At 61.2% G+C, this 26,266-nt stretch carries 17 protein-coding genes and 4 tRNA genes; 18 read left to right on the forward strand and 3 right to left on the reverse strand.

Annotated elements, in window-relative coordinates; all coding sequences use genetic code 11:
* Positions 1 to 72 precede the first annotated feature (72 nt).
* On the reverse strand, positions 73 to 246 hold the full coding sequence (locus KIH75_RS08095; RefSeq protein ID WP_219056244.1) for a hypothetical protein: 174 nt from the start codon (positions 244 to 246) through the stop codon (positions 73 to 75).
* A gap of 537 nt (positions 247 to 783) precedes the next feature.
* Positions 784 to 857 (reverse strand) — tRNA-Pro (locus KIH75_RS08100).
* Between the two features lie 153 nt (positions 858 to 1,010).
* Between KIH75_RS08100 and KIH75_RS08105 the strand changes: the two genes are divergently transcribed.
* From KIH75_RS08105 to KIH75_RS08120, 4 genes are all read left to right on the forward strand, one after another.
* Positions 1,011 to 3,152 carry a GTP-binding protein gene (locus KIH75_RS08105; protein ID WP_219056245.1) on the forward strand — a complete coding sequence of 714 codons (2,142 nt, stop codon included), beginning with the start codon at positions 1,011 to 1,013 and terminating at the stop codon, positions 3,150 to 3,152.
* A 172-nt stretch (positions 3,153 to 3,324) separates the two neighbouring features.
* Complete coding sequence (aroA, locus tag KIH75_RS08110; protein WP_219056246.1) at positions 3,325 to 4,659, forward strand: 3-phosphoshikimate 1-carboxyvinyltransferase; 1,335 nt, start codon at positions 3,325 to 3,327, stop codon at positions 4,657 to 4,659.
* A gap of 152 nt (positions 4,660 to 4,811) precedes the next feature.
* Positions 4,812 to 5,831 carry a protein-ADP-ribose hydrolase gene (locus KIH75_RS08115; protein ID WP_338024322.1) on the forward strand — a complete coding sequence of 340 codons (1,020 nt, stop codon included), beginning with the start codon at positions 4,812 to 4,814 and terminating at the stop codon, positions 5,829 to 5,831.
* A gap of 70 nt (positions 5,832 to 5,901) precedes the next feature.
* The gene (locus tag KIH75_RS08120) at positions 5,902 to 6,768 is read left to right on the forward strand and encodes an SIR2 family NAD-dependent protein deacylase (protein WP_219056247.1); all 867 of its coding nucleotides are present in this window, start codon (positions 5,902 to 5,904) and stop codon (positions 6,766 to 6,768) included.
* Between the two features lie 116 nt (positions 6,769 to 6,884).
* Here KIH75_RS08120 and guaA read toward each other — a convergent pair whose 3' ends face one another.
* The gene (guaA, locus tag KIH75_RS08125; RefSeq protein WP_219056248.1) at positions 6,885 to 8,447 is read right to left on the reverse strand and encodes a glutamine-hydrolyzing GMP synthase; all 1,563 of its coding nucleotides are present in this window, start codon (positions 8,445 to 8,447) and stop codon (positions 6,885 to 6,887) included.
* A gap of 959 nt (positions 8,448 to 9,406) precedes the next feature.
* On the opposite strand from guaA, the gene KIH75_RS08130 reads away from it, so the two are divergent.
* From KIH75_RS08130 to KIH75_RS08195, 14 genes are all read left to right on the forward strand, one after another.
* Entirely contained in the window at positions 9,407 to 11,884 is a 2,478-nt protein-coding gene (locus KIH75_RS08130; RefSeq protein ID WP_219056249.1) for a phosphoketolase, read from the forward strand.
* Positions 11,885 to 12,134: 250 nt separating this feature from the next.
* A complete protein-coding gene (pta, locus tag KIH75_RS08135) occupies positions 12,135 to 13,811 on the forward strand; it encodes a phosphate acetyltransferase (RefSeq protein WP_219056250.1) in 1,677 nt (558 codons plus the stop codon).
* A gap of 216 nt (positions 13,812 to 14,027) precedes the next feature.
* Entirely contained in the window at positions 14,028 to 15,254 is a 1,227-nt protein-coding gene (locus tag KIH75_RS08140; protein WP_219056251.1) for an acetate/propionate family kinase, read from the forward strand.
* Between the two features lie 378 nt (positions 15,255 to 15,632).
* The gene (locus KIH75_RS08145; RefSeq protein WP_338024323.1) at positions 15,633 to 17,588 is read left to right on the forward strand and encodes an acyltransferase family protein; all 1,956 of its coding nucleotides are present in this window, start codon (positions 15,633 to 15,635) and stop codon (positions 17,586 to 17,588) included.
* A 269-nt stretch (positions 17,589 to 17,857) separates the two neighbouring features.
* Positions 17,858 to 18,880, forward strand: coding sequence for a ribose-phosphate diphosphokinase (locus KIH75_RS08150; RefSeq protein WP_003826689.1), 1,023 nt, complete (start codon positions 17,858 to 17,860; stop codon positions 18,878 to 18,880).
* Positions 18,881 to 19,032: 152 nt separating this feature from the next.
* Positions 19,033 to 19,103, forward strand: a tRNA-Gln gene (locus KIH75_RS08155).
* 798 nt (positions 19,104 to 19,901) lie between these two features.
* Entirely contained in the window at positions 19,902 to 20,513 is a 612-nt protein-coding gene (locus tag KIH75_RS08160; RefSeq protein WP_219056252.1) for a hypothetical protein, read from the forward strand.
* A 306-nt stretch (positions 20,514 to 20,819) separates the two neighbouring features.
* Positions 20,820 to 22,211, forward strand: a complete 1,392-nt coding sequence (gene glmU / locus KIH75_RS08165; RefSeq protein ID WP_219056253.1) for a bifunctional UDP-N-acetylglucosamine diphosphorylase/glucosamine-1-phosphate N-acetyltransferase GlmU — start codon at positions 20,820 to 20,822, stop codon at positions 22,209 to 22,211.
* 113 nt (positions 22,212 to 22,324) lie between these two features.
* Positions 22,325 to 22,750, forward strand: coding sequence for a ribosome silencing factor (rsfS, locus tag KIH75_RS08170; RefSeq protein ID WP_219056254.1), 426 nt, complete (start codon positions 22,325 to 22,327; stop codon positions 22,748 to 22,750).
* Positions 22,751 to 22,859: 109 nt separating this feature from the next.
* Positions 22,860 to 23,558, forward strand: a complete 699-nt coding sequence (locus KIH75_RS08175) for a histidine phosphatase family protein (protein WP_219056255.1) — start codon at positions 22,860 to 22,862, stop codon at positions 23,556 to 23,558.
* A gap of 252 nt (positions 23,559 to 23,810) precedes the next feature.
* A tRNA-Ala gene (locus tag KIH75_RS08180) sits at positions 23,811 to 23,883 on the forward strand.
* 74 nt (positions 23,884 to 23,957) lie between these two features.
* Positions 23,958 to 24,030 (forward strand) — tRNA-Ala (locus KIH75_RS08185).
* A 173-nt stretch (positions 24,031 to 24,203) separates the two neighbouring features.
* Positions 24,204 to 25,211 (forward strand): hypothetical protein, encoded by a 1,008-nt coding sequence (locus tag KIH75_RS08190; protein WP_219056256.1) that lies wholly within the window; start codon positions 24,204 to 24,206, stop codon positions 25,209 to 25,211.
* Positions 25,211 to 26,245 (forward strand): acyltransferase family protein, encoded by a 1,035-nt coding sequence (locus tag KIH75_RS08195; RefSeq protein WP_219056257.1) that lies wholly within the window; start codon positions 25,211 to 25,213, stop codon positions 26,243 to 26,245. The genes KIH75_RS08190 and KIH75_RS08195 overlap by 1 nt, the downstream gene beginning before the upstream one ends.
* Positions 26,246 to 26,266: the final 21 nt, after the last annotated feature.

Raw genomic sequence — 26,266 nt, forward strand, 5'->3', positions numbered from 1 at the left:
GCGAACGAATGGTCGAACCGCCGCTACCTGGACATGTCCCGGCTCGATGACAACCTCGTGGAAGCGAACTGATCATCGCGCCATGGACGGCCATGATCCAAAGTGCGCAACTTTTCGGGCACTACCGTTATCGGCCTTCTCGCCAAGCTCGCACAAAAAAGGGGCATGATCGTCCCGATCGACCATGCGAGCGGCATCCGAAAACGATATGCGAACTTTCTCTCCTTGTGCCTTTTCCTTTGCCATTTCTTTTCCTATCGTGGTTTCGGTTCCGATTTCCCTCTAGCGTAATGGTGGAATGACGGGGCATAGTTGCCGTGCCGATTCCGACAGGGCATCTCGGTAAGTTCGCCGACGAGACAGCTGCCATCGGATGAGGCGGCCGTGCCCGACATCGGAGCCGGAACACCGAGTGGAAAACAAGAGGAGGGAGAGATCATGTCGAAGAAGGACAGGAAGCCGCGTTTCACGCTTTCGCAGGACGAGGCGGAACGGCTCATCAAAGCCGTCAAGAACGCCGTCGATGAAGTTGATTATGCTTCCGTCAGTTGTCAATGATCCTTTGACAGCTGACGGAAGATTTCAGGATTCGAAACGGATTCCCGGAATCAAAAGGAAGCAGCGAGATACCCATATCCTGACGGGCTGTGCGCACCGACCGGCGCATGTCGAACCCAGCGGGAAGATGCGGGAGGTTGTTCCGCGTTTGTGTCTATTTGTGTACGGAGTCAATCAGAAGGTTTGTCAAACCGTTCGAAACGCCTTTGTTTCCAACGGTTCTCGTCGGGCTGACAGGATTTGAACCTGCGACATTCTGCTCCCAAAGCAGACGCGCTACCAAGCTGCGCTACAGCCCGTTGCAAAAGCAACATCAGCCATTGTACATGAGCACCGGACCCAACCACGAGGCACGACACCCCCCCAACCCACACCACGCCAACCTGCGAAACCACACCACGCAACCACAACAAACCCACCACCACGACAAACCCACTGGTAGGGTAAACACCATGAAGCGCATCGTAACCGGAATTCTCGCACACGTCGACGCAGGCAAAACCACACTCTCCGAAGCCATCCTCTACAAAACCGGACAACTGCGCAAACCCGGCCGAGTCGACCACGGCGACGCCTTCCTCGACACCAACGCCATGGAACGCGCCCGCGGCATCACCATCTTCACCGAACCCGCCATCATCCAAACCAACGACACCACCCTCACCCTCCTCGACACCCCAGGCCACGTCGACTTCTCCGCCGAAACCGAACGCACCATCCGCGTCCTCGACTACGCCATCCTCGTCATCTCCGCCACCGACGGCATCCAAGGCCACACCGAAACCCTCTGGCGACTCCTCACACGCTACAACGTGCCAACCATCCTCTTCATCAACAAAATGGACGCACCCGGCGCCAACACCACCCACACCCTCAACCAACTCAAACACCGTTTCCATGACGGATGCATCGACTTCACCAACCCGGCGCTCGCCGACACCATGGAAAGCATCGCCATGCAGTCGGAACAGGCCATGGACGAATACCTCAACACGGGAACCGTGACCACCGCCACCATCCGCAACATGATCGAACGGCGTGAACTGTTCCCATGCTTCTTCGGATCCGCGCTCAAAATGGAAGGCATCGACGAATTCATCCACGGTTTCGCGGCATACACGCAGGAACCGCAGTACGCCGACGAATTCGGCGCCCGCATCTACAAGATCTCCCACGATGCCCAAGGCAACCGACTGACATGGCTGAAAGTGACCGGCGGGGAACTGCACGCGAAGACAATGCTGAACGGTGGCAGCGGCGAACTGGTCTGGAGCGAGAAAGCCGACCAGATCAGAGTCTATTCCGGCGCGAAATACTCCACGGTCGAATCCGTCCCCGCGGGAACGGTATGCGCCGTAACCGGCCTGACTCACACCTTCCCCGGCGAAGGCCTCGGGCATGAGCATTCGGCCGAAAGCCCGATCCTGCAACCCGTCCTCACCTACACACTGCTGCCCGGCGACAACGACACCCACAAATGCCTGCTCGCCCTGCGCGAACTGGAAGACGAAGACCCGCTGCTGCATGTCGTATGGCACACACGCCTGCAGGAGATCCACCTGCAACTCATGGGAGCCGTGCAACTCGAAATCATCCAACAGATGATGCACGACCGATTCGGCCTGGACGTCGAATTCGGGCCGGGAGCGATCCTGTACAAGGAAACCATCACGGAACCGGTCGAAGGCGTGGGGCACTACGAACCCCTACGCCACTACGCCGAAGCCCACATCCTGCTCGAACCACTGCCCGCAGGCAGCGGCATGCAATACGCCACCGACTGCAGCGAAGACATCCTCGACCGCAACTGGCAGCGGCTCATCCTCTCACACCTCAAGGAACGCGAACACCTCGGCGTGCTCACCGGCTCACCCATCACCGACATCAAACTCACCCTGCTCACCGGGCGTGCACACCTGAAACATACGGAGGGCGGCGATTTCAGACAGGCGACCTACCGGGCAATCCGCCAGGGACTCATGGAAGCACGCGCCGGCGTACCAACCAGCACCAGCGCATTCGACGTCGCGCAACGATTCGCGGGCGACGGCGACGACCACGACGTCGAAGCCGCCGGTGCCGACAGTACCGGCAGCATCGATGCCGATAACACCGATAACATCGGCGAAACACCGCAATGCCGCATCCAAGGCATGGGCAATTGCCGTCTGCTGGAACCCTGGTACCAATTCCGACTGGAAGTCCCGCAGGACATGCTCGGACGCGCCATGAGCGACATCCAACGTATGAGTGGCAACTTCGAACCACCACACAACGACACCGACAGTGACTACGCCATACTGAACGGCACCGCACCCGTCAGCGAAATGCGCGACTACGCCATGGACGTGAACGCCTACACGCACGGCCGAGGCCACCTCGCCTGCACCTTCGCAGGCTACCAACCCTGCCACAACGCCGAAACCATCATCGAACAAACGAACTACAACCCCGAATCCGACCTCGACCACACCCCGGACTCGGTATTCTGCGCACACGGCGCAGGCTACCCGGTGAAATGGTACAAGGTGCCTGAATTCATGCACCTCGACTACGCATGGAACGGCATGACCACACCCAACCAACACCACTAACCCACGAAACCGACAACCGTGAGAAAAACCATACGCTTATCGCACGCACGCAATAAGGTAAAACACAGCCAAACCGTGACAAGTTGGGTAACACCGCACAACCAACCCCGGCACGTCACAGCGCAACACGCCACACGCACGCACACCACGCAACCCAAACAAGGAAACACCCATGAGCGAAACCAACACCACCATCTGGTCCGCGCCCACAGCCCCCCAGCCACTCAACGCCACAGTCGAAATCCCCGGCAGCAAATCCCTATCAAACCGCTACCTCATCCTCGCCGCCCTAGGCACCACACCCATCACCCTCACCGGCCTGCTCCGCTCACGCGACACCGACCTCATGATGGACGCGCTCGCCGCGCTCGGCGTCACTTGCGACATCGACCCCGACGTTCCCACCACCGTGCGCGTGACCCCGCCCGCATCGGGCGCGTTCACCGGCAACACCAGCGTCTTCTGCGGTCTGGCCGGCACCGTCATGCGGTTCGTTCCTGGCCTCGCGCTGTTCGCGGACGGTCCGGTCCGGTTCGACGGCGACCGTCAGGCGTACGCACGCCCCATGAAGCCCGTGCTCGACGGCTTGGAACAGCTCGGCGCGACCGTCGAATACCATGGCGAAACCGGCAAGCTGCCGTTCACCATCACGCCGCCCACGGAACTTGCGGAAGGCCGTAGCGACATCGCCATCGATTCGTCGGGCTCGTCCCAGTTCATTTCCGGACTGCTGTTGATCGGCTCCCGACTGCCGGGCGGTATGACGTTGAAGCATGTGGGGGAGAAGACCCCGAGCCTGCCGCACATCCGCATGACCGTCGCCGACGTGACCGCCGCCGGTGGCAGCATCGCCGCCGATGAGGACGCGCGTACGTGGACGGTCGAACCGCATGCGCTGCAACTGCCCGAACGTATCACCGTGGAACCCGATCTGTCGAACGCGGCCCCGTTCCTCGGCGCTGCGCTGATCGCGGGCGGCACCGTGCGTGTGCCGAACTGGCCGGAAACCACCACGCAGCCGGGCGGCCTGTTGCCCGGATACTTGGAACGTATGGGCGCGACCGTCTCGTTCTCCGTGGAGAACGGTGTGCGCTATTGCAGCGTGACCGGCGGGAACGGGATTCGCGGCCTCGGCGACTTCGATCTGACCGCCGCGGGTGAGATCGCGCCTTCACTGGCCGCGATCCTGGTGTTCGCGGATGCGCCGACCAACATGATCGGCATCGGCCATCTGCGCGGGCATGAGACGAACCGCTTGGAAGCGCTGGTCAACGAGATCACGCGCGTCGGGGGAGAAGCGCACGAGCTGGCGGACGGCATCGCCATCGAACCGGTTGCCTCCGGCGCATTGCACGGCGCCGAAATGGAAACATACGCGGATCACCGCATGGCGACCTTCGCAGCGATGCTTGGCCTGCGCATCGACGGCGTGACCGTGCGCAACGTGGAGACCACGCGCAAGACGCTGCCCGATTTCGTGGGCATGTGGACCGGCATGTTGGGCTGATGCGGATGATCTGAACGTTCTGAAACGTTCTGAGCGTTCGGTCGAATGTTTGCCGATTCTCGGTTGTTGTAATCGGTGCCCGACGCCCCGCAGCCATATGTAGTTAAGGATGGCTTCAGGCGGCGGGCATTGTCGTAGGTGCCGAGCCCGATGTGTGTATCGTGCGTTGGCGTCCGTATGCCGGTCTCGACATATGGAACATTGAACGTGGCGAAACCTTGCAATGGCGCAATCGTTTCCTCACGGTAACCAAGGCACAAGAATGTGCTGTCCTCACAAACCGTGGCAACGGTGATAGCGTGAAGCCAGAGTCGGCGGAATCGCCGCCATACGAGAAGAGGTGCGGTATGAATCAGGATGGGCGAAGGCTGCTGTTGCTTCAAGGGCTGCTGGACGAGCGCCGGGCATGGATGGGCGACGATGCGAACGCCGCGAACATCACTATTCCGAACAACCCGGACCAGCAGCGCGTCCTGCTGCGCGCCCTGATGAACGTCCGCGAACCGCATACCGTCAATGAGAAGCTTCTGCGCATCCAAGACGAATACCTACACGCGGAAATCGCAGCCAAAGGCATCACCGATATTGCGAGCCTTGCACCCCTCCGAACGGTACCGGGCGTCGGAACGCCCGCGGAACTGTTCCTCTGGCAAGGCGACATCACCACGCTCGCATGCGACGCCATCGTCAACGCGGCGAACAGCGGCATGACCGGCTGCTACGTGCCGAACCACCGGTGCATCGACAACGCGATCCACACCTATGCGGGCATGGAACTGCGGCTGGCATGCGAGGAACTGATGGAAAGGCAAGGGTATCCGGAGCCGACCGGGCAGGCGGAGATCACGCCGGCGTTCAATCTGCCATGCCGGTACGTACTGCACACGGTCGGGCCGATCGTGGAAGGACATGTGACCGACGAGCACGACCGGCTGTTGGCATCCTGCTACCACTCATGCCTAGCGGTAGCTGCGGAACAAGGCTTGGAAAGCGTGGCGTTCTGCTGCATCTCGACCGGCGAATTCCGTTTCCCCAACGAGCGGGCGGCGGTGATCGCCGTGCATACGGTCGAGGAATTCATGGCGGAACAAACCAGCGTGAGGAAAGTGGTGTTCAATGTTTTCAAAGATACGGATCGCGCAATCTACGAGCGGCTGCTCCGAGCCGAGTGATTCGCTGAGCGGCGGGCCAAGCGGCGCACTGAGTGGCCAATCAAACAGCAGGTGGGCCGATCGGCTCGGCTTGGCGGGTGACGTCGAGCGTTCCGAACTGGGCGAGCGAATCGACCTGTTGGAAACAGCGTTGCACGAGGCCGATGCCGTGGTTGTCGGCGCGGGATCGGGACTGTCCACGGCGGCCGGCTTCACCTACTCCGGCGCACGTTTCGAACGGTATTTCTCCGATTTCGCCGCGGCCTACGGTATTCGCGACATGTATTCGGGCGGCTTCTACCCATTCGACTCGCTGGAGGAATATTGGGCGTACTGGAGCCGGTTCATAATCGTCAATCGCTACCATGACGCACCGAAACCGGTGTACGGCAATCTGCTGGATCTGGTGGCCGGCAAGGATTATTTCGTCATCACGACCAATGTGGACCACTGCTTCCAGAAAGCCGGGTTCGACCGTGAACGGCTGTTCTACACGCAAGGCGATTACGGACTGTTCCAATGCAGTACGCCATGCCGGCAGGAAACCTTCGACAACGAGGAAGCCGTACGCGCCATGGTCGAGCGGCAGGAGCACATGCGGATCCCGACGGAACTCGTGCCATACTGCCCGCACTGCGGGCGGCCCATGACGATGAATCTGCGTTGCGACGATTCGTTCGTGGAAGACGAAGGCTGGCACAAGGCCGCGGAACGATATGAAGACTTCCTGCGCACGCGAGTCGGCGCCGGCCGCAAGGCGCTGTTCCTGGAACTGGGCGTGGGAGGCAACACGCCCGTCATCATCAAATACCCGTTCTGGCAGATGACGGCGAGCAATACCGATGCCATCTACGCCTGCGTCAACCTGGGTGAGGCGAACTGCCCGGCTGATATTCGACGGCAGTCCATCTGCGTCAACGCGGACATCGGCGACGTGCTGGCGCGGTTGCTGCAATAGGGGAAGTGATTTTCGACAGCCCTAATACGTTGAGGCCCTGTGCGGTTCATTCCAACTGCACAGGGCCTCAACTTCAGTTCGGTTACGCGCTTATGACGCCTTCGCCAACAGGGCGATCACTCCCATTCAATGGTTGCCGGCGGCTTGGAGGTGCAGTCGAGCACCACGCGGTTGATCTGACGGCATTCGTTGGTGATGCGCGTGGAGATCGTGGCCAGCACATCGTACGGCACGCGGGACCAGTCAGCGGTCATCGCGTCTTCGGAGGAGACGGGGCGCAGCACGATCGGGGAACCATAGGTGCGCTCGTCGCCCTGCACGCCGACGGAATGCACGTCGGCCAGCAGCACCACAGGGCACTGCCAGATGTCGCGGTCCAGACCGGCCTTCGACAGCTCTTCGCGGGCGATGGCATCGGCTTCGCGCAGCACGTCCAGGCGTTCCTTGGTGATTTCGCCGATGATGCGGATGCCCAGACCCGGGCCGGGGAACGGCTGACGCCACACGATCTCGTCCGGCAGACCGAGCTCGGTGCCGATCGCGCGGACCTCATCCTTGAACAGGGTGCGCAGCGGCTCGATGAGCTGGAACTTGATGTCCTTCGGCAGACCGCCGACATTGTGATGCGACTTGATGTTCGCGGCACCGTCGCCACCGCCGGACTCCACCACATCCGGGTAGAGGGTGCCCTGCACAAGGAACTTGACTTCCTTGCCCTGCGCACCGGCCTCTTCGATCACCTGACGCTGGGCCTTCTCGAACGTGCGGATGAACTTCTCACCGATGATCTTGCGCTTGCGCTCGGGCTCGCTCACGCCCTTGAGTGCGGTGAGGAAGTCATCGGCGGCATCCACTGCGATCAGCTTGATGCCTGTCGCCTTGACGAAGTCGTGCTTCACCTGCTCGACCTCGCCCTTGCGCAGCAGGCCGTGATCCACGAACACGCAGGTCAGCTGATCGCCGATTGCCTTGTGCACCAGAGCGGCGGCCACGGCGGAATCAACGCCGCCGGACAGGCCGCAGATCACCTGTGCGTCGCCGACCTGCTCGCGGATCTTCGCGACCTGATCGTCGATGATGCTCGAAGCGTCCCAGTCGGAATCAAGGCCGGCGCATTCGTGCAGGAAGGTTTCGATGAGCTTCTGGCCCATCGGGGTGTGCTTGACTTCCGGGTGCCACTGCACGCCGTACAGCTTGCGGGAGGGATCCTGCATGGCGGCCACGGGAGCGCCTTCGGTGTGTGCGAGGACTTCGAAGCCTTCCGGGGCCTTCTTCACGGCGACGCCGTGGCTCATCCACGTGTTCTGCTCGGCGGGGGAGCCGGCGAGCAGGCCTTCAGCGTGGTCGATCACGGTGTCGGTCTTGCCGTATTCGCCCAGTGCGGCCTTGTCGACGTCGCCGCCGAGCTCGTGGGCCATCACCTGGAAGCCGTAGCAGATGCCGAGCACCGGGACGCCGGCGTCGAACACCTTCGGATCGATGGTGGGGGCGCCGGGTTCGAACACGGAGGCGGGGCCACCGGAAAGGATGATGGCCTTCGGGTCCTTGGCGAGCATTTCGTCGGCCGGCATGGAATGCGGTACGAGCTCCGAATAGACGTTTGCCTCGCGCACGCGGCGGGCGATGAGCTGTGCGTACTGGGCTCCGAAATCAACTACGAGCACAGGGCCTTTTGCCATTGGTTGTCTCCCTTGATTCTTGGGTCGCGGATTGATCTCCCTCGCGATGCCGTAAGCCTGATGCGTGGAGCCGGCCGATACCTCTATATACAAGGCGTGAGCGGCGCGGTCCGACGCACGATACCGCATATATAGGTGCGCATGCGGCATGCGGGGAAACAGTACCTATGATTATGGCCGCGTTCGCAGACATTTGCGCAGACATTTGCGCAGACATTTGCGCAGACGTGACGTGCCGGGCGGCGAAGTCGTGTGGGAAGTGGGGGAGTGGGCGGCGAAAAGGCGGCTACTTCGCTTATTGATGGCGGATTCGGAGGAACCGAACATTCCAGGTGGCTTATTATGGCACTCCTTTGCGGATATCGCGAGTATGCGGGCCGGAATTCCAACGTTCATACTCGCAATACCGGGGATTGGGTGCCATATATAAGCCACCTAGTGGAATTCAACCCCCGAAATCCGCCATGGATAAGGCGAGTAGCGGGTGAAGGGCCGCCGGGAAGGCCGATGGGGCCAACCGAAAGCCTTTGTGGGGTGGAAGAGGCGGCTTCGCTGGGCTTTGGCACATAGGCGGCATGGGTATTCAGCAACAATGCAAACGTATTCTGTCAAAAGACAACATTTCCTCCCATATCCAAGGCAACACGCCGATTATGTATACCTCCGAAACGAACGTGCCGATTTTGCCGAATTGTCAGGAAACGTTGGAATTAAGCCGTTTTTGAGAAATTTCCTTCGATTAACGCGCTTCACAAATCGCACAGTAAAACACAACAAAACCTGTCATTTTCATAACTTTTGCGAACACACACGCAAAAAACCGTCCAAAAGTCAAACAGTGCTCGTACCATAAAAACCGATTGGGCGCGAGGTTCCCAAGGGTCGCAAGGCCTGCGGGAATCGCGCGACCGAATGTAATAATCAATCGCACAACATGTGCAGGAGTTACAGGAGTATACATGACGAATCCTGTTATTGGCACCCCTTGGAAGAAGCTCGACGCTCCCGTTTCTGAGGAAGCCCTTGAAGGCGTTGACAAGTACTGGCGTACCGCTAACTACCTGTCCATCGGCCAGATCTACCTTCGCAGCAACCCGCTGATGAAGGCGCCGTTCACCCGCGAGGACGTCAAGCACCGTCTCGTGGGCCACTGGGGCACCACCCCGGGCCTGAACTTCCTCATCGGCCACATCAACCGCTTCATCGCTGATCACCAGCAGAACACCGTGATCATCATGGGACCGGGCCACGGCGGCCCGGCTGGTACCGCTCAGTCCTACCTGGACGGCACCTACACCGAGACCTTCCCGAAGATCACCAAGGATGAGGCTGGCCTGCAGAAGTTCTTCCGCCAGTTCTCCTACCCGGGCGGCATCCCGTCCCACTACGCTCCGGAGACCCCGGGCTCCATCCACGAGGGTGGCGAGCTGGGTTACGCTCTGTCCCACGCTTACGGCGCTGTGATGAACAACCCGTCCCTCTTCGTCCCGGCCATCGTCGGCGACGGCGAAGCTGAGACCGGCCCGCTGGCTACCGGCTGGCAGTCCAACAAGCTCATCAACCCGCGCACCGACGGTATCGTGCTGCCGATCCTGCACCTCAACGGCTACAAGATCGCCAACCCGACCATCCTGTCCCGCATCTCCGACGAAGAGCTGCACGAGTTCTTCCACGGCATGGGTTACGAGCCCTACGAGTTCGTCGCTGGCTTCGACGATGAGGACCACATGTCCATCCACCGTCGTTTCGCCGAGCTCTTCGAGTCCATCTTCGACGAGATCTGCGAGATCAAGGCCACCGCTCAGACCGACGACATGCATCGTCCGTTCTACCCGATGATCATCTTCCGCACCCCGAAGGGCTGGACCTGCCCGAAGTTCATCGACGGCAAGAAGACCGAAGGCTCCTGGCGTTCCCACCAGGTGCCGCTGGCTTCCGCCCGCGACACCGAGGCCCACTTCGAGGTCCTCAAGAACTGGCTCGAGTCCTACAAGCCGGAAGAGCTGTTCGACGAGAACGGTGCTGTGAAGGCTGACGTCACCGCCTTCATGCCGAAGGGCGAGCTGCGCATCGGCGCCAACCCGAACGCCAACGGTGGTGTGATCCGCAAGGAGCTGAACCTCCCGAAGCTGGAAGACTACGAGGTCAAGGAAGTCCAGGAGTACGGCCACGGTTGGGGCCAGCTGGAAGCCACCCGTCGTCTGGGCGTCTACACCCGCGACATCATCAAGAACAACCCGGACGACTTCCGCATCTTCGGACCGGACGAGACCGCTTCCAACCGTCTGCAGGCCGCTTACGAAGTGACCAACAAGCAGTGGGATGCCGGCTACCTGTCCGAGCAGGTCGATGAGCACATGGCTGTCACCGGCCAGGTCACCGAGCAGCTGTCCGAGCACCAGATGGAAGGCTTCCTCGAGGGCTACCTGCTGACCGGTCGTCACGGCATCTGGAGCTCCTACGAGTCCTTCGTCCACGTGATCGACTCCATGCTGAACCAGCACGCCAAGTGGCTGGAAGCTACCGTCCGCGAGATCCCGTGGCGTAAGCCGATCTCCTCCATGAACCTGCTTGTGTCCTCCCACGTGTGGCGTCAGGATCACAACGGCTTCTCCCACCAGGACCCGGGTGTCACCTCCGTCCTGCTGAACAAGTGCTTCAACAACGACCACGTGATCGGCATCTACTTCCCGGTGGATTCCAACATGCTGCTGGCCGTCGCCGAGAAGTGCTACAAGTCCACCAACAAGATCAACGCCATCATCGCCGGCAAGCAGCCGGCTGCCACCTGGCTGACCCTGGACGAAGCTCGCGCCGAGCTCGAGAAGGGTGCTGCTGAGTGGGAGTGGGCTTCCACCGCGAAGTCCAACGACGAGGCTCAGATCGTGCTCGCCGCCACCGGTGATGTTCCGACCCAGGAAATCATGGCCGCTGCCGACAAGCTGGACGCCATGGGCATCAAGTTCAAGGTCGTCAACGTTGTGGATCTGGTCAAGCTGCAGTCCGCCAAGGAGAACGACGAGGCCCTCTCCGATGAGGAGTTCGCCGAGCTGTTCACCGAGGACAAGCCGGTCCTGTTCGCTTACCACTCCTACGCTCGCGACGTGCGTGGTCTGATCTACGATCGCCCGAACCACGACAACTTCAACGTCCACGGCTACGAGGAGCAGGGCTCCACCACCACCCCGTACGACATGGTGCGCGTCAACAACATCGATCGCTACGAGCTCGTTGCCGAAGCTCTGCGCATGATCGATGCCGACAAGTACGCCGACAAGATCAACGAGCTCGAGGCCTTCCGTACCGAAGCCTTCCAGTTCGCGGTCGACAACGGCTACGATCACCCGGATTACACCGACTGGGTCTACTCCGGCGTGAACACCAACAAGCAGGGTGCCGTCTCCGCTACCGCCGCCACCGCTGGCGATAACGAGTGAGCCTAGCAGCCTAGAGCTTGCTTCGATTCCGGTCGCATGACCGGCATTGAATAGGAAAAGGCCTGAGGATTATTCCTCAGGCCTTTTTCGTTTTCCAAAAACGGAATGCGATGATGACGGCTGATGGCGACGGTACGAACACGCGCGAGCCACGCGTGTTGACATGGTGTCTGCATGAACGGCATTACAATTGGTAACGATTACAGCGGCGTGGCAACGCGACGCCGAACCAACGTACCTAGGAGACAACGTGAGTCTTACTACCGTCACCATCATCAGCCCCGAAGCAGCAAACGGCCGCAATGTCGCGGCGCTTGGCGTGGTCAGGGCACTGGCATCCGTCAAAAGAACCGGCGTGTTCCGCCCCGCCGCATGCAGGAAGGAAACCTTCACCGCCACCTTGCTGGATGCCGCCACCGCAGAGGAAACCATCGAACAGGCCAGGGGAGTGTGCCCCAAACGCGCCCGCAACGATAAGGAAGGCGCCCGCGCCGACATCGTCGCCGCCTACGAAACCACCGTCGCCGCCATCAACCCCGAAGCCATGGTGATCGTCGGCACCGATCGCAGCGCCATCAACGATCCCGAATCCTTCGCCTTCAACGCCGACGTCGCCGCCGACCTGAAGAGCCCCGTCCTCCTCGCGGTCTGCACGATCGACCGCACCCCCGAACAGGTGCTGGCAACGGTCAAGGCCTGCACCGCATCCGTGGAACAGCGTGGCAGCGCAGTACTCGGCCTGTTCGTCACCGGCGCGAGCGAGGAACAGATCCCCGCATTGAAGGAATCCCTCGCCTCCGCATACGACAAGCCCGCCTGGGTGCTGCCCAAGGTCGACTTCGCGGAGGAAGGCGCCACGGAGAAGGCCGCCGAAGCCTTCGCGGCGAACGTGCCCACCGATGAACTGCTCGCCGCGCTCGACGCGCCGTTCACGGCACCCGTCACCCCGTACGCGTTCCAGTACGGCCTGCTCGGCAAGGCCAAGGCCGACAAGAAGACCATCGTGCTGCCCGAAGGCGCGGAAGATCGCATCATCAAGGCCGCCGACTACCTGCTCGAACGCGACATCGTGAATCTGATCATCGTCGGAGACAAGGATGCGATCCTCGCACGCGGTGAGGAACTCGGTCTGAAATCGCTCGGCAAGGCCATCTTCCAGCCCATGGATGACGAGGAAGTGCTCGCGCCGATGGTCGCCAAGCTCTGCGAGCTGCGCGCCAAGAAGGGCATGACCGAAGAGCAGGCCCGCAAGCAGCTCACCGACGCCAGCTATTTCGGCACCATGCTCGTGGTGCTCGGCAAAGCGGACGGCCTGGTGTCCGGCTCGGTCAACTCCACCGCCAACACCGTGCGCCCCGCGCTGCAGGTCATCAAGACCAAGCCCGGCGCGTCGCTCGTGTCCGGCTCGTTCCTCATGTGCTTCAAGGATCACGTCGCCGTATTCGCCGACTGCGCCATCAACCTCAACCCGAACGCCGAACAGTTGGCCGACATCGCCATCCAGTCCGCCGAAACCGCCGCCGCATTCGGCATCGACCCGAAGGTCGGCATGCTGTCGTACTCCACGCTCGGCTCCGGCAAGGGGCCGGATGTCGATCTGGTCGAAGAGGCGACCGCACTGGTCCGCAGCAAGGCCCCGGACCTGCAGGTCGTCGGTTCCGTACAGTTCGACGCCGCCTGGTCGCCGACGGTCGCTGCGACCAAGGCCAAGGGCAATGATGTCGCCGGTCATGTGAACGTTTTCGTGTTCCCCGACCTGTGCGCGGGCAACATCGCCTACAAGGCGGTGCAGCGTTCCTCCGGCGCGATCGCTATCGGACCGGTGCTGCAGGGTCTGAACAAGCCGGTGAACGATCTGTCGCGCGGCGCCACCGTGCAGGACATCATCAACACCGTGGCGCTGACCGCCGTCGAAGCCCAACAGTAATCGACGGTAGCCTGCCATAACCCGACGGCAAACAACCAATAGCCGAAATAGCCAATGACAAACGTCCTATTGCCGGGCGTCGCCCAACCGGATGCGCATGAAACATGCCCGTCCCACAAGGCGGCGCCCGGCAATGGTTTGTAGAACGTGAAGAGTAATCTGGACAACGGTAAATCCGTGTGTGCGGAACAGTACAACAATTGGAGGATGCCCACAATGGCAAAAACCGTCCTTGTTATCAATTCCGGCTCCAGCTCGATCAAGTACCAGTTGGTCGATCTCGAATCCGGTGAAGGTCTCGCTTCCGGTCTCGTCGAAAAGATCGGCGAGCCTGTCGACGGCCACTACAAGCACGAATACAACGGCGAGAAGCACGAGCTCGAAGAGCCGATTCACGATCACGAGCAGGGTCTGAAGCGCGTTCTTGGCTTCTTCGACGAGTTCGGCCCGAAGCTGTCCGACGCTGGCATCGTCGCCGTCGGCCACCGCGTGGTCCAGGGTGGTTCCATCTTCCCGCAGCCGGCTCTGGTCACCGACAAGACCATCAACCAGGTCAAGGACCTCGCCGTGCTCGCCCCGCTGCACAACGGCCCGGAGGCCAAGGGCGCCGAAGTCATGCGCGCTCTGCTGCCGGACGTTCCGCAGGTCTTCGTCTTCGATTCCTCCTTCTTCTTCCAGCTGCCGAAGGCTTCCAGCACCTACGCGCTGAACAAGGAAGTCGCCGACCAGTACCACATCCGCCGCTACGGCGCCCACGGCACCTCCCACGAGTTCATCTCCTCCGTGGTTCCGTCCGTCATCGGTAAGCCCGCCGAAGGCCTCAAGCAGATCGTGCTGCACATCGGCAACGGCGCTTCCGCCTCCGCCGAAATCTCCGGCAAGCCGGTTGAGACCTCCATGGGTCTGACCCCGCTGGAAGGCCTCATGATGGGTGGCCGTACCGGCGACATCGACCCGGCCGTCGTGTTCCACCTGATCCGCAACGCCCACATGAGCGTCGATGAGCTGGACACCCTGTTCAACAAGCGCTCCGGCATGATGGGCATGACCGGCTACGGCGATCTGCGTGAAGTGCATCGCCTGGTCGCCGAAGGCAACGAGGACGCCAAGCTGGCCCTCGACGTCTACGTGCACCGCATCGTCGGCTACATCGGCAACTACACCGCTCAAATGGGCGGCGTCGACGTGATCACCTTCACCGCCGGTGTCGGCGAGAACGATGACGTCGTGCGCAAGATGGTGTGCGACAAGCTCGCTCCGTTCGGCGTCAAGCTGGACGAGGAGAAGAACGCCACCCGTTCCAAGGAACCGCGCATCATCTCCACCCCGGATTCCGCAGTCACCATCTGTGTCATCCCGACCAACGAGGAGCTCGCCATCGCCCGCAAGTCCGCTGCCATCGCGGAAGCCGGCGAGGACTACTACGGCTACAAGGTCGCCTGAGCAGCGTAGCGCAACGTCATCAGGCATACGCCTGAACGACGGTACGCGACGATGATTCGGATATAACGGTGAAGGCCCCGACACGAACAAGTGTCGGGGCCTTCACCTGTTTCCGCAAGAGTTCGGGGGAGAAGGGGATTTTCCGCTTATCCTGCGTGGGTAACGGCGTTTTACGGACCGGCAGGTTCATATGGTGGAAATATCGGGGGAGAATTTCCGAGGAAGAGGGGAATCGGGAGCGTCGTTAGGTCGTGCTGACAGTATGATTGGCTCTGTTCATCACGAATCCGAGCATGACCGCCGCCACACGTTACGGGCGGCGACGAATCGGTTCGCTTCACCTCGTTTCGTACAGTTGGAAAGAAGAAGGGTCCACGCATGATGAGGAAGTTCGTCGGACTGGACGGTATCAAAGGTCTGGCACTGCTTGCCATCGTCGCATACCATTGCGCGCAGGACAGGCTCCCCGGTGGATTCTACGGCGTCGACGTGTTCCTCACCGTGGCAGGGTTCGTCATGGCGGCGAGTATGTTCCGCAAACTGTTCCGCGACGGCAAACTCAACTATTTCAGGTACGCGCAGAGGCGCTTGTCCCGACTGTACCCGGCGCTCGTGCTCATGGTCGCATCCATGGTGACGTTCGCGAACATCTTCGACCGGGATGCCCTAGTGGGCGTTTCCGGCCAAGTGCTCAGTTCGCTAACCGGCTGGTACAACTGGCACGCCATCATCGGCGGGCAAAGCTACTTTGACCAGATGAACCCGCAACTGTTTCGGCACTTGTGGTTCGTCGGCGTATTGCTGCAATTCTACGTATTGCTGCCGTTCATCGTGTGGATCATGTGGAGGATACGAAGCACGCGATTCTCGGTGGCGGTGCCGCTCGGCCTCGCCGCGCTCAGCGGCACGCTGATGTGGGTGCTGTACCAGCCTGACGGCGATCCGACGCGTGTCTACTTCGGTACCGACACGCATTCCGTCGGTCTCATGTTGGGTGTCGCATTCGCCTGGTGCGTGTGCACGTACGAGTACAACCAGCAGCGCCCCCTGTCCACCTCGCAGACGGCATCGGCAACGAATCAGAAGAACGCCGGACTGCAGCCGCCGAAGCCTTTGCGGCCTCCGCAGCCGCCGTCCGGAATCGGCTACACCATCGCGCCGATCCTGGGATTCGCCGCGTTCATCGTGTTGACGGTGCTTTGCTTCTGCGGCAGGCAGGATGATTTCGCCTTCCGCGGCGGCATCATCCTTGCCAGCGTCTGCTCCGTCCTGCTCATCGCCGGCACGATCAGCGCGAACTCCTGGATGCGTGAACTCATGCTGTTCAAACCGCTGGCGGCTCTCGGGCGTCACTCCTACAGCGTGTACCTGTGGCATTGGCCGCTGTGGATCGTCGCCACGGCCACGGTCGGCAAAGGCGATCCGCATAACGGATGGGCGCTCATCCTGACCCTCGCATTGACCGCGGCGTTCTCCGCAATCTCGTGGTATCTGCTCGAACAGCCCGTCGCGCGGCATTCCGTGTCCTACGCGATCTTCCCATACCCGGTCAGCCCGGAGGAGAAGAAGGCTGTGCAGATCCTACGCGCGGTACTCGTCGACGTGCTCGTCATCCTCGCTGTAATCGGCTGTGCCCGTGCCATCAATGAGGCTCCGGAGAAGACGCAGATGCAGATTCAACTGGAACAGCAATCGCGCAAGCTCAAGGAGCAGCGTGGGCAGCAGAAAGCCGGGGATCCGGCCAAGCCCGCGCAGCCCAATCAGACCAAGCCCGCCGATCAAAAGAACTCGTCCAAGCCGAAGGCGGCCGATAAGCCGAAGGCGGCACCCAAGCACACCGCGCCCACGGGCGATCAGATCACCGCCATCGGTGATTCGGTGATGCTCGCCAGCAGCACCGGCCTCACCACCGTGTACCCGGGAATCGACATCAACGCCGAAGTCTCACGTTCCATGGCCGTCGCCACGCAGCTCGCGCAAGCCGATGCGGCATCCAATAATCTGCGGCAGTGGGTTCTGGTCGGCTTGGCGACCAACGGCTACGTCACCGTGGATCAGCTGGATCAGTTGCGCCAGCAGCTCGGCCCCGACCGCGTGCTGGTTTTGGTCAACGCGCACGGCGATCGCGCATGGATCGGCGTGAACAATCAGATGTTCGCCTCCTACGCCGCCAGCCATGCCTCGGATACGGTTCTGGTGGATTGGGATTCGATGGCCAACCAGCATCTCGACCAGTTGTCGTCCGGCGACGGCATCCACCCCAATATCGGCAGCGATATCTACGCGCAGGCGGTCAAGCAGGCGATCGACGCGTGGATCGCCGCGGGGCACTGATTCGCCGGCGCATCCCCAAGCCTGCCTTTCGCCGGGCGGTACCCGTATACCATGCGGGTACCGCCCGGCTTCCGTATATGTGCTGGCCGATGGGCATTGCGCGGCTTTCGACCGGCACATACCCGCCGCCGGTGTAGCTCGCCACGCCGTAACCGCACGGCATGGCATGGGGGAGCGGAAGGGGATAATCGCCGACGGGTGTCGCGGTCGGCGTTGGTCGCTACACTGGGGGCTTACAAGCCCATGATTAAACAAACTTTTGGGAGATAATGGTGAGCGCAATCCTTGAAGGGAAGCCAGATAAAAACCTCATTCTCGTAACGGGAAGAGTTCATCCGAAACTTGCTCAGGATGTCGCCGATCAACTCGGCATCGATGTACTCGAAACCACCGCATACGACTTCGCCAATGGTGAGATGTATGTGCGTTATACCGAATCCGTTCGTGGCGCCGACGTGTTCGTACTGCAAAGCCATTACCAGCCGATCAACAAGGCGATCATGGAGCAGCTCATCATGATCGACGCGTTGAAGCGCGCTTCCGCCCGCTCCATCACCGCCGTGTGCCCGCTGTTGGGATATTCCCGTCAGGATAAGAAGCATCGCGGCCGCGAGCCCATCTCCTGCCGTCTGGTCTTCGATCTGCTCAAGACCGCGGGCGCGGACCGCATCATGTCCGTCGACCTGCACGCCGCCCAGTCCCAGGGCTTCTTCGACGGCCCTGTCGATCATCTGATCGCCATGCCGGTGCTTGTCGACTACATCCGCGATCGTTTCCAAGGCCAGCTTGACAACGTCGCAGTCGTCTCCCCGGATGCCGGCCGTATTCGTGTCGCCGAACAGTGGGCTCAGCGCCTCGGCGGCGGCCCGCTCGCCTTCGTGCACAAGACCCGTGACATCACCCGTCCGAACCAGGCCGTCGCCAACCGTGTGGTCGGCGACGTCGAAGGCAAGGATTGCGTGCTCGTCGACGATCTGATCGACACCGCCGGCACCATCGCAGGCGCATGCAACGTGCTGAAGAACGCCGGAGCCAAGTCCGTGACCGTGGTCGCCACGCACGGCGTGCTTTCCGGCCCTGCCGTCGAACGTCTCAAGAACTGCGGCGCCCGTGAAGTCGTGCTTACCGACACCGTTCCGATTCCGGAAGAGAAGCGTTGGGACGGTCTGACCGTGCTTTCCATCGCGCCGCTGCTGGCCAGCGCCATCCGCGCGGTGTTCGAAGACGGTTCCGTCGCCGAACTGTTCGACACCTACCCGGAGCATCACGGCCAAGGCTTCCTCTTCGCCTAGCATATGCTCCCTGAGTGGATGGCCGGAAAACAGGCATCCGCTCAGGGAATAGCGCCGGAATCATAGCCATAATCGAAGAAAAACGCCGCAGCGACACGTCGAACGTGAAATGTGTGGCATAATAAACACTTGGCGGGTTTCGTACTCGCCGTTCCCCCATGGTGTAATGGCAGCACACGGGTCTTTGGAACCCTTTGTCTTGGTTCGAGTCCAGGTGGGGGAGCCCATCATGAGACGGCCCTGCGGCATGCGTCGCAGGGCCGTCCTCGTATATTCGAGCGCCGCGGAGGCCGGCTTCACGAGGTCGCGCCGACCACCAGCTTCCTGAGGAAACAGATTTTGTTAGTTCAGTTCCGCTCTAGGCCGACATTCGAGGCAGCGCCAACGAATGAGCCGAGGGCGGCCGGACTAGGAGGCTGCTGAGGTGCCGGAAAAGCAGGAATTGTGGGAACGGAACAGGTCCCGCGCAGTTCTTTCCATGCCAATACCGGCATCGTGTGTAGTCTTTGGCCTAACTGGGGCATCCCGTCTGGTTGCGATACGTTCATACGTACCAGTCCGTGAGCCGTCGGGTGCACCCAATCATGCACCCTTAGGCGGCGCAGCTCGATCGGTGGCCCCTTGCTTACGAGCCTTGTCCTCGTCTCTGGCAGCGAACGGAAAGACCGTTGTACCTACTTCCGCCCAAGATGGCTTCGGTACCTCACCGGCACTGCGGAAACCGATTCGCCCGCCATCTTCCTGTTTATCATGGTGTTTGTTGAGGAGCGGGATCTGTGCATTGGATAGGCCACTCATCGTAGAAAGGCCAGACGTTCTTGATTATGACGCGTTGAGTGGTAGTATTGATATCGCAAGATTCCATAAAATACAATCGAGGGGGATTGTCATGGATATTAGTAATCGCAGTGGGGGTAGCATTTCTTGTTACTACTGCCATGATGCCGGTACAAGCATCCGCTAGCGAGATTGACAGTGCGCAGGACAGAACGCCTATTGCAGCGCGAAGGGAGAGCTGACGATGAGTAACAATCATAGACATACGAAGACCGCGTGGGTCATACTCGTGACGGTCGTGGTCGTCGTCATATTCGTCGCCTTGGCGGTCGTGTTCACAGGGCGGAATACCTCTACGGCACAGGTGCCGGCAACCACAAAGTCGTCGCCATCACTGTCATCCTCCGCAACCGGCGCAACACCGAAGTTTCCGGCATCCTATTCTCAGAAGATTGACGACTATCTGACTGATACGCTCGACTCCATCGAACAGGGGAAAGAAGGATATGAGAATATGCGGATGGAGGCGCAAATGCGCGCGACGTCCAGCTACCGGATTGCAGCGGACGGGACGCACGAGCCTGTGACCATGCGTAACGTCGACAACGTCCAAATGGAGACGGGCAAATACCAGTTGACAGTCTACTGCATCGGTGAAGGTAATACGGACATCGACTTCTCCATCGATGGCACCTCGAAACACGCACCCCTGCAATGTTCTGCCGATGATGTCAGCCAGTCCAAGCTGAATATCGACACCGATGGAATGACGAGTGAAAGGAGCGTTACAATCAAGCCATCCAAGCATTGCGAAAGCATGATTGGATACCAGCTTTTGTACTACAAGCAGCAGTGATTCCCATCAACCAGCCGAAGGTCGCTGTCGGATCGATGTCATGTCGGGGCGACAGCGACCTTGCTGGGCCGGATGCTCCGATATACGAGGGCGGCTCTGCGGTATGCGTCGCAGGGCCGCCCTCGTATATTCGAACAGCACAGTGCTCGGCGCGACAAACACACAAGGCCGCTGGCGCACCGATTCCCGGCGTCGCGCTCATCCGGGCGACAGTCTATGATGTTGTGCGAAACAACCGATGCCGAGACGCCATGCGCCGCAACGGCGTCGCGCAGCATCATCCGTCAACGAAGGGAACGCACCTTTATGGCATCCTCGGCATTGTCCGCCGCAATCATTCTCGCCGCAGGCGAAGGCACCCGCATGAAGTCCTCCAAGCCGAAGGTGCTGCACACTTTTGCAGGGAAAACCTTCCTGAACCGTGTCATGGATTCCGTCGCCGCGCTGAATCCCGGTACCCTCGCCGTGGTCGTACGATTCCAGGGCGAACGAGTGGCCGAAGCCGCGCGTTCCTACAATGAGCACGTCACCGTCGTCGAACAGGACGACAAGCCCGGCACCGGTCGTGCCGTACAGTGCGCCATGGAACAGCTTTCGGCGAACGGCGAGCTCACCGGCTCCGTGCTCATCGCCGCCTCCGACATGCCGCTGCTGGATGCCGAAACCCTTGGTGCGTTGCTTGAATTCCACAACAACAGCGGTAACGGTGCCACCGTGCTCACCACCGTGCTGGACGATCCGACCGGTTACGGCCGTATCATCCGCGACAGCGAAGGCAACGTGCTGCGCATCGTGGAGCAGAAGGACGCCAACAGCAGCGAACTGGCCGTGCATGAGGTGAACACCTCCGTGTACGTGTTCGATGCGGCGGTGCTGTCCAAGGCGATTAAGGGCCTTGACTCCAACAACGCGCAGGGCGAGTTCTATCTGACCGACGCGCTGGAGACCGCCAAGCGTGAAAGCGCCGTCGGTGCGTTCGCCGCGCCGGATCCGCTGAGCGTGGAAGGCGTGAACGATCGCGTGCAGCTTGCCGCGCTGGCCAAGGCGCATAACCTGCGTGTGTGCGAGCATTGGATGCGCGAAGGCGTTGATATTCTCGACCCGCAGACCACGTGGATCGAGGATGATGTGACGATCGGCCGTGACGCGGTGATCCTGCCGGGCAGCTTCCTGCAGGGGCGTACCGTGGTCGGTGAGAACGCCGTCGTCGGCCCGTACACCACGCTGATCGATGCCGTGGTGGATGAGGATGCCGTGGTGGAACGTTCCCGCGTGCAGGAATCCCATATCGGCCGCGCTGCGAACATCGGTCCGTGGACGTACCTGCGCCCGGGCAATGAGTTCGGCGAAGGTTCCAAGGCCGGCGCGTTCGTGGAGATGAAGAAGGCGCATATCGGTAATGGCACCAAGGTGCCGCATCTGAGCTACGTGGGCGATGCCGAACTGGGCGATCACACCAACATCGGCGGCGGAACCATTACCGCCAACTATGATGGCGTGCACAAGAACCGTACCGTGATCGGCGCCGGATGCCATGTGGGCGCGGGCAATCTGTTCGTCGCCCCGGTCACGGTCGGCGATAATGTGACCACGGGCGCCGGTTCCGTGGTGCGCCATGAGGTGCCGAGCGATTCCATGGTGTATTCCGAGAACACGCAGCACAACGTCGAAGGCTGGAAGCCGGCCTGGGAGCGCTGAGCGCTGAAGCGTCGAACGGGCGGTTTCACCCCGGCGTGACGTGACGTATACGTACAAAACCAATGGCAGACCGGTGGCTTCCGGCTGCGAAAACCACTTGTGAAAGGACATTCATGCCCGCATTGCAATCCTCCATCGACGACATCCGTATCGCCGCCGCGGCCGCGGATCGTATGAAGGCGGCCGACATCGTCGCCTTCGACGTGACCGTGCCGCTCGGCATCACCGACATCATGATGGTCGCCACCGCATCCAACGAGCGTCAGGTGCTCGCCGTCGCCGAGGAAATCGAACGCGACCTGTACCTGAAGTGCGGCAAGCGCCAGCCGCGTGAGCGCGAGGGCCTGACCGAAGGCCAGTGGGTGCTGCTCGACTACGGTGATTACGTGATCCACGTGATGCACGAGGAGTCCCGTAAGTTCTACAACCTGGAAAGACTGTGGCGCGATTGCCCGCAGATCGACCTGCAGCTCGAACATCCGGAGACCACGGCGGCATCCGACGCTTCCGCCGCCGATACCGCCGACGTCGAAGACTGATCAACCATCGCCCGGAACCGGCCATCAGACCGATTCCGGGCGATGCCCGTTTTCCGCTTCCCACGAGCTTTGGCCGCTGTGAGGGAAACGCAGAATAGGAAGGATTTCCATGCCTCAACATGTACGTTCCATTTTCCTCGTCCGCCATGGGCGCACCTCCTACAACGCGGCGCACCGCCTGCAAGGGCAGGTGGATATTCCGCTGGACGCCGTGGGGGAGTGGCAGGTCAGGCAGACCGCCCTCGCGTTGAAGGAGCTGTATGTGGATGGAAGGCCGCAGGTCGACCATCAGCTGATCGTCTGTTCGGATCTTGGACGCGCCCGTGCCACCGCGCAGGCGTTCGCCGACGTGCTGGGCGGCGCGCAGCTGCATCCGGACCCGCGCGTGCGCGAACGCAGCTTCGGTGACTGGGATGGCCATGCGGTCAGCGAACTGGCCGAAACATACCCTGAAGACTTCAAACTGTGGGTCGATCACAAGGACGGCGAGATGAAGTACGGTGCCGAAGCCAAAAGCGCCGTGGGTGCGCGTGGCGTCGCCGCGATCAACGATTGGGCGGTGCGTGCCGGTGACGACACGGATTTGTACATCTTCTCCCATGGTGCTTGGATTTCCCAGACCTTGCAGACGCTGCTCGGTCTTAACCAGGTGGATTCGACGTTCGCCAGCATGCTGTCCATGGATAACGCGCATTGGGTGAGATTGCTGCCGATGGATACCGCCGAGGGCGAGTTGCGCTGGCGGTTGAAGGATTACAATCATGGCCCCGCCATTGCCGATACGGCTGAATGGGAGCGTGAGCGCTGAGCGGGACGTGTGACGCGTGGTTCTGTGCGCTGAACGTTGAACAGGAATGATGGCCTTGTGCGGCTCCGGTTTTCGTCGGAAGCCGCATGGGGCTTCTTTCGTCTGTGGCGACACGCCGGCGTGTGATGCTGAAATCGTTGGAATTCCGCCGAAATTCACGTGTGATTCGCGTGTGTGACACGCCTTGTTTTGCGTCTTTGGGCATTCCGTCGTATTGTATACGAGGTTCGCAAAGAGCTGACAATTGAAAACGGGGCTATGGCGCAGCTGGTAGCGCATCTCCATGGCATGGAGAGGGTCAGGGGTTCGAATCCCCTTAGCTCCACGATGAGGTGCTTGTTCAAGTATCTCTCCCTGATTCGGTCGGGCAACTGCTCGCCGGGTCAGATAAATGAAAACGGGGCTATGGCGCAGCTGGTAGCGCATCTCCATGGCATGGAGAGGGTCAGGGGTTCGAATCCCCTTAGCTCCACGAAAAGGTTGAAACCCCTTGCATTGCGCAAGGGGTTTCTTCGTATCTGATTGGCTATGCCAAGGATCATTGCGCATGATTGCGGGGTGCTTGGACGATGCCGATGGGGGAGTGCGTGCCGAGCGGTAAGCTTGATCGCAGGCAAGGGTGATGCCCGGAGAAGGAGATGAACTATGAGTGGGGATACCACCAATGCGGATGCGGATCCGCAGCTGGATAACGCCGCGGTCAAGAAGAAGCGCGTGAAATTCGCTGCGGCCGGTGTGGCCGTGGCGGTGCTGCTGGCGGGCGGCGGCTGGGCGGGCTGGAACGTTTACGAATCCCATCGTTTGGAGGCGGCGCGTGCGGCGTGCGCGACGGCGTCGGAGTCGCTGCGCGTGGCGATGAACGAATACAACACGCTCAAAAACGGGCGTGCCGCCGACATGGCGGAGGTGACCGCCAAGCAGGTCGAGGACGCGAAGACCGTGACAGCGCTGGCCGAGGCCTTGGAGACTCAGGAGCCGGGGACGGCCGCGTGCGTGGCCGACACCCGCGCCGACTACGAGCGGCAGACCAGTAAGGTCGAGTCGAACCGTGCCTGGTACGCGAAACACAAGGCGAGCCTTACCAAGGCCGTGAAGGCGGTCGAAGAGTCGCGCGACGCGAAGACGCTCGCGGACGCGGTCAAGCTGCTGAAGGACTCGAAGGGCAAGGTGGCCGACGAGAAGACCCGCACCGCGTTGGACAAGGCCATCAAGGCCAAGGATGCGACCGCCGTGGCGAAGGCCGTGAAGGCGGTCGATGATTCCGTGAAGGCGAAGGAGAAGGCGGACGCGCAGGCCAGGGCGAAGGCGGCTCAGGCGGCGGCCGACGGTTCGGCGGGTTCGGCCGGTTCCGGGTATGCGTCCTCCGGGTATTCGGGCGGCTATTCGACCGGTTCGACGGGCGGCTACATCGGGTATACGGGCGGGTACTCCTCCGGTTCCACCGGCGGGTATTCGGGCGGCTCCTCCTCGACGGGCGGGTCGGGCGCGGCGGGTACGCCGTCCCAGTCCACGGGCGGTAGCTCCAGCGCTCCTTCCCAGTCCACGGGCAGTGGGTCGGGTGATATGCCGTATATTCCGCCGACCCAAAGCTGTACAGCAAACATTGACGGAGGCTGGTGCTCAACTGGCGGCAGCGGGGAAATGTACTACTGATGAGAAGCAGAATACTGGCTCTTGATTCCTTGCGTGGTCTGGCCGCGTTGGGGGTTGTCGTGTTTCATTGCACCGGCGGGATGGTTCATCGGATTATCCCGGCAGGGCAGCTCGTGGCGTTGTTCTTCGTGCTCAGTGGTTTCGTCCTGACGTTGGGGCCGCTGAAGGCGGGCATCAATGATTATGGATGGCTTGCGTATCAGGCGTCCCGTCTGACCCGTCTGCTGCCGCCTATCGTGGTCGCGGTCGTTCTGTGCTATCTCCTTTCGACGTGCTTCGTGCTGACGGGTGTTGGCGATGGCATGGTCAGCGGCGTCGCCCCGTCCATGGACGGGGCACGTGAATGGTTGCATGGCTTGCTTCAGCAGCTCGACGTGCTTTCCATGAGCACGGCCGGGGTCAGGGCAGACGGCACGACCGTGCCGATGATGGACCTTCCGGTGTGGAGCATGTGCTGGGAGCTGCTGTTCAGCCTGCTGCTGCCGTTATACGTGCTGCTGGCGCGGGACGTGAGGGTGGTCGTGCCGTCGATGCTGGCCGTCATGGTGTTCGCGCAATGGGTGAACTGGCTGCCGTTACAGCACATGGCGGTCTTCGCCATCGGCGTGGCTCTGGCGTATCGTCATGTCTCCGGTCGCGGTGCCACCCTGCGCGGAGGTTGGGCCGTCATCGCGTGCCTTGCCTGCGTGGCGCTGATGGTGCAGTCCGGTTTCGGCCTGCTGCCGTCGTGCCTGTCCGAGCCGTTGGGTGTTGCGGGCGCCGCCGGTCTGGTGTATGTGGCCACGGGAGACAACGTCGTGTCCCGCCTGCTGTCATGCCGTCCGTTGACGCATCTCGGGGCGATTTCGTTCAGTCTGTACCTGACCCACCTGCCCGTCCGCGATTTGGTCGGCCGGTTCATTCAGGTTCCCGGTCGCGGTCCGGTCCTGATGCTCGTGATGCTCGCGGTCGCGGAGCTGTTCTACCGGCTGGTCGAGAAACCCTCCACCATGCTGTCGCACCGGGTACGGGAATCGTGCATGCCCCTCCGCTGAATGCATAGAGCCTTTCCTGAA

The organism is Bifidobacterium pongonis (genome assembly GCF_019331805.1).
Classification (GTDB): domain Bacteria; phylum Actinomycetota; class Actinomycetes; order Actinomycetales; family Bifidobacteriaceae; genus Bifidobacterium; species Bifidobacterium pongonis.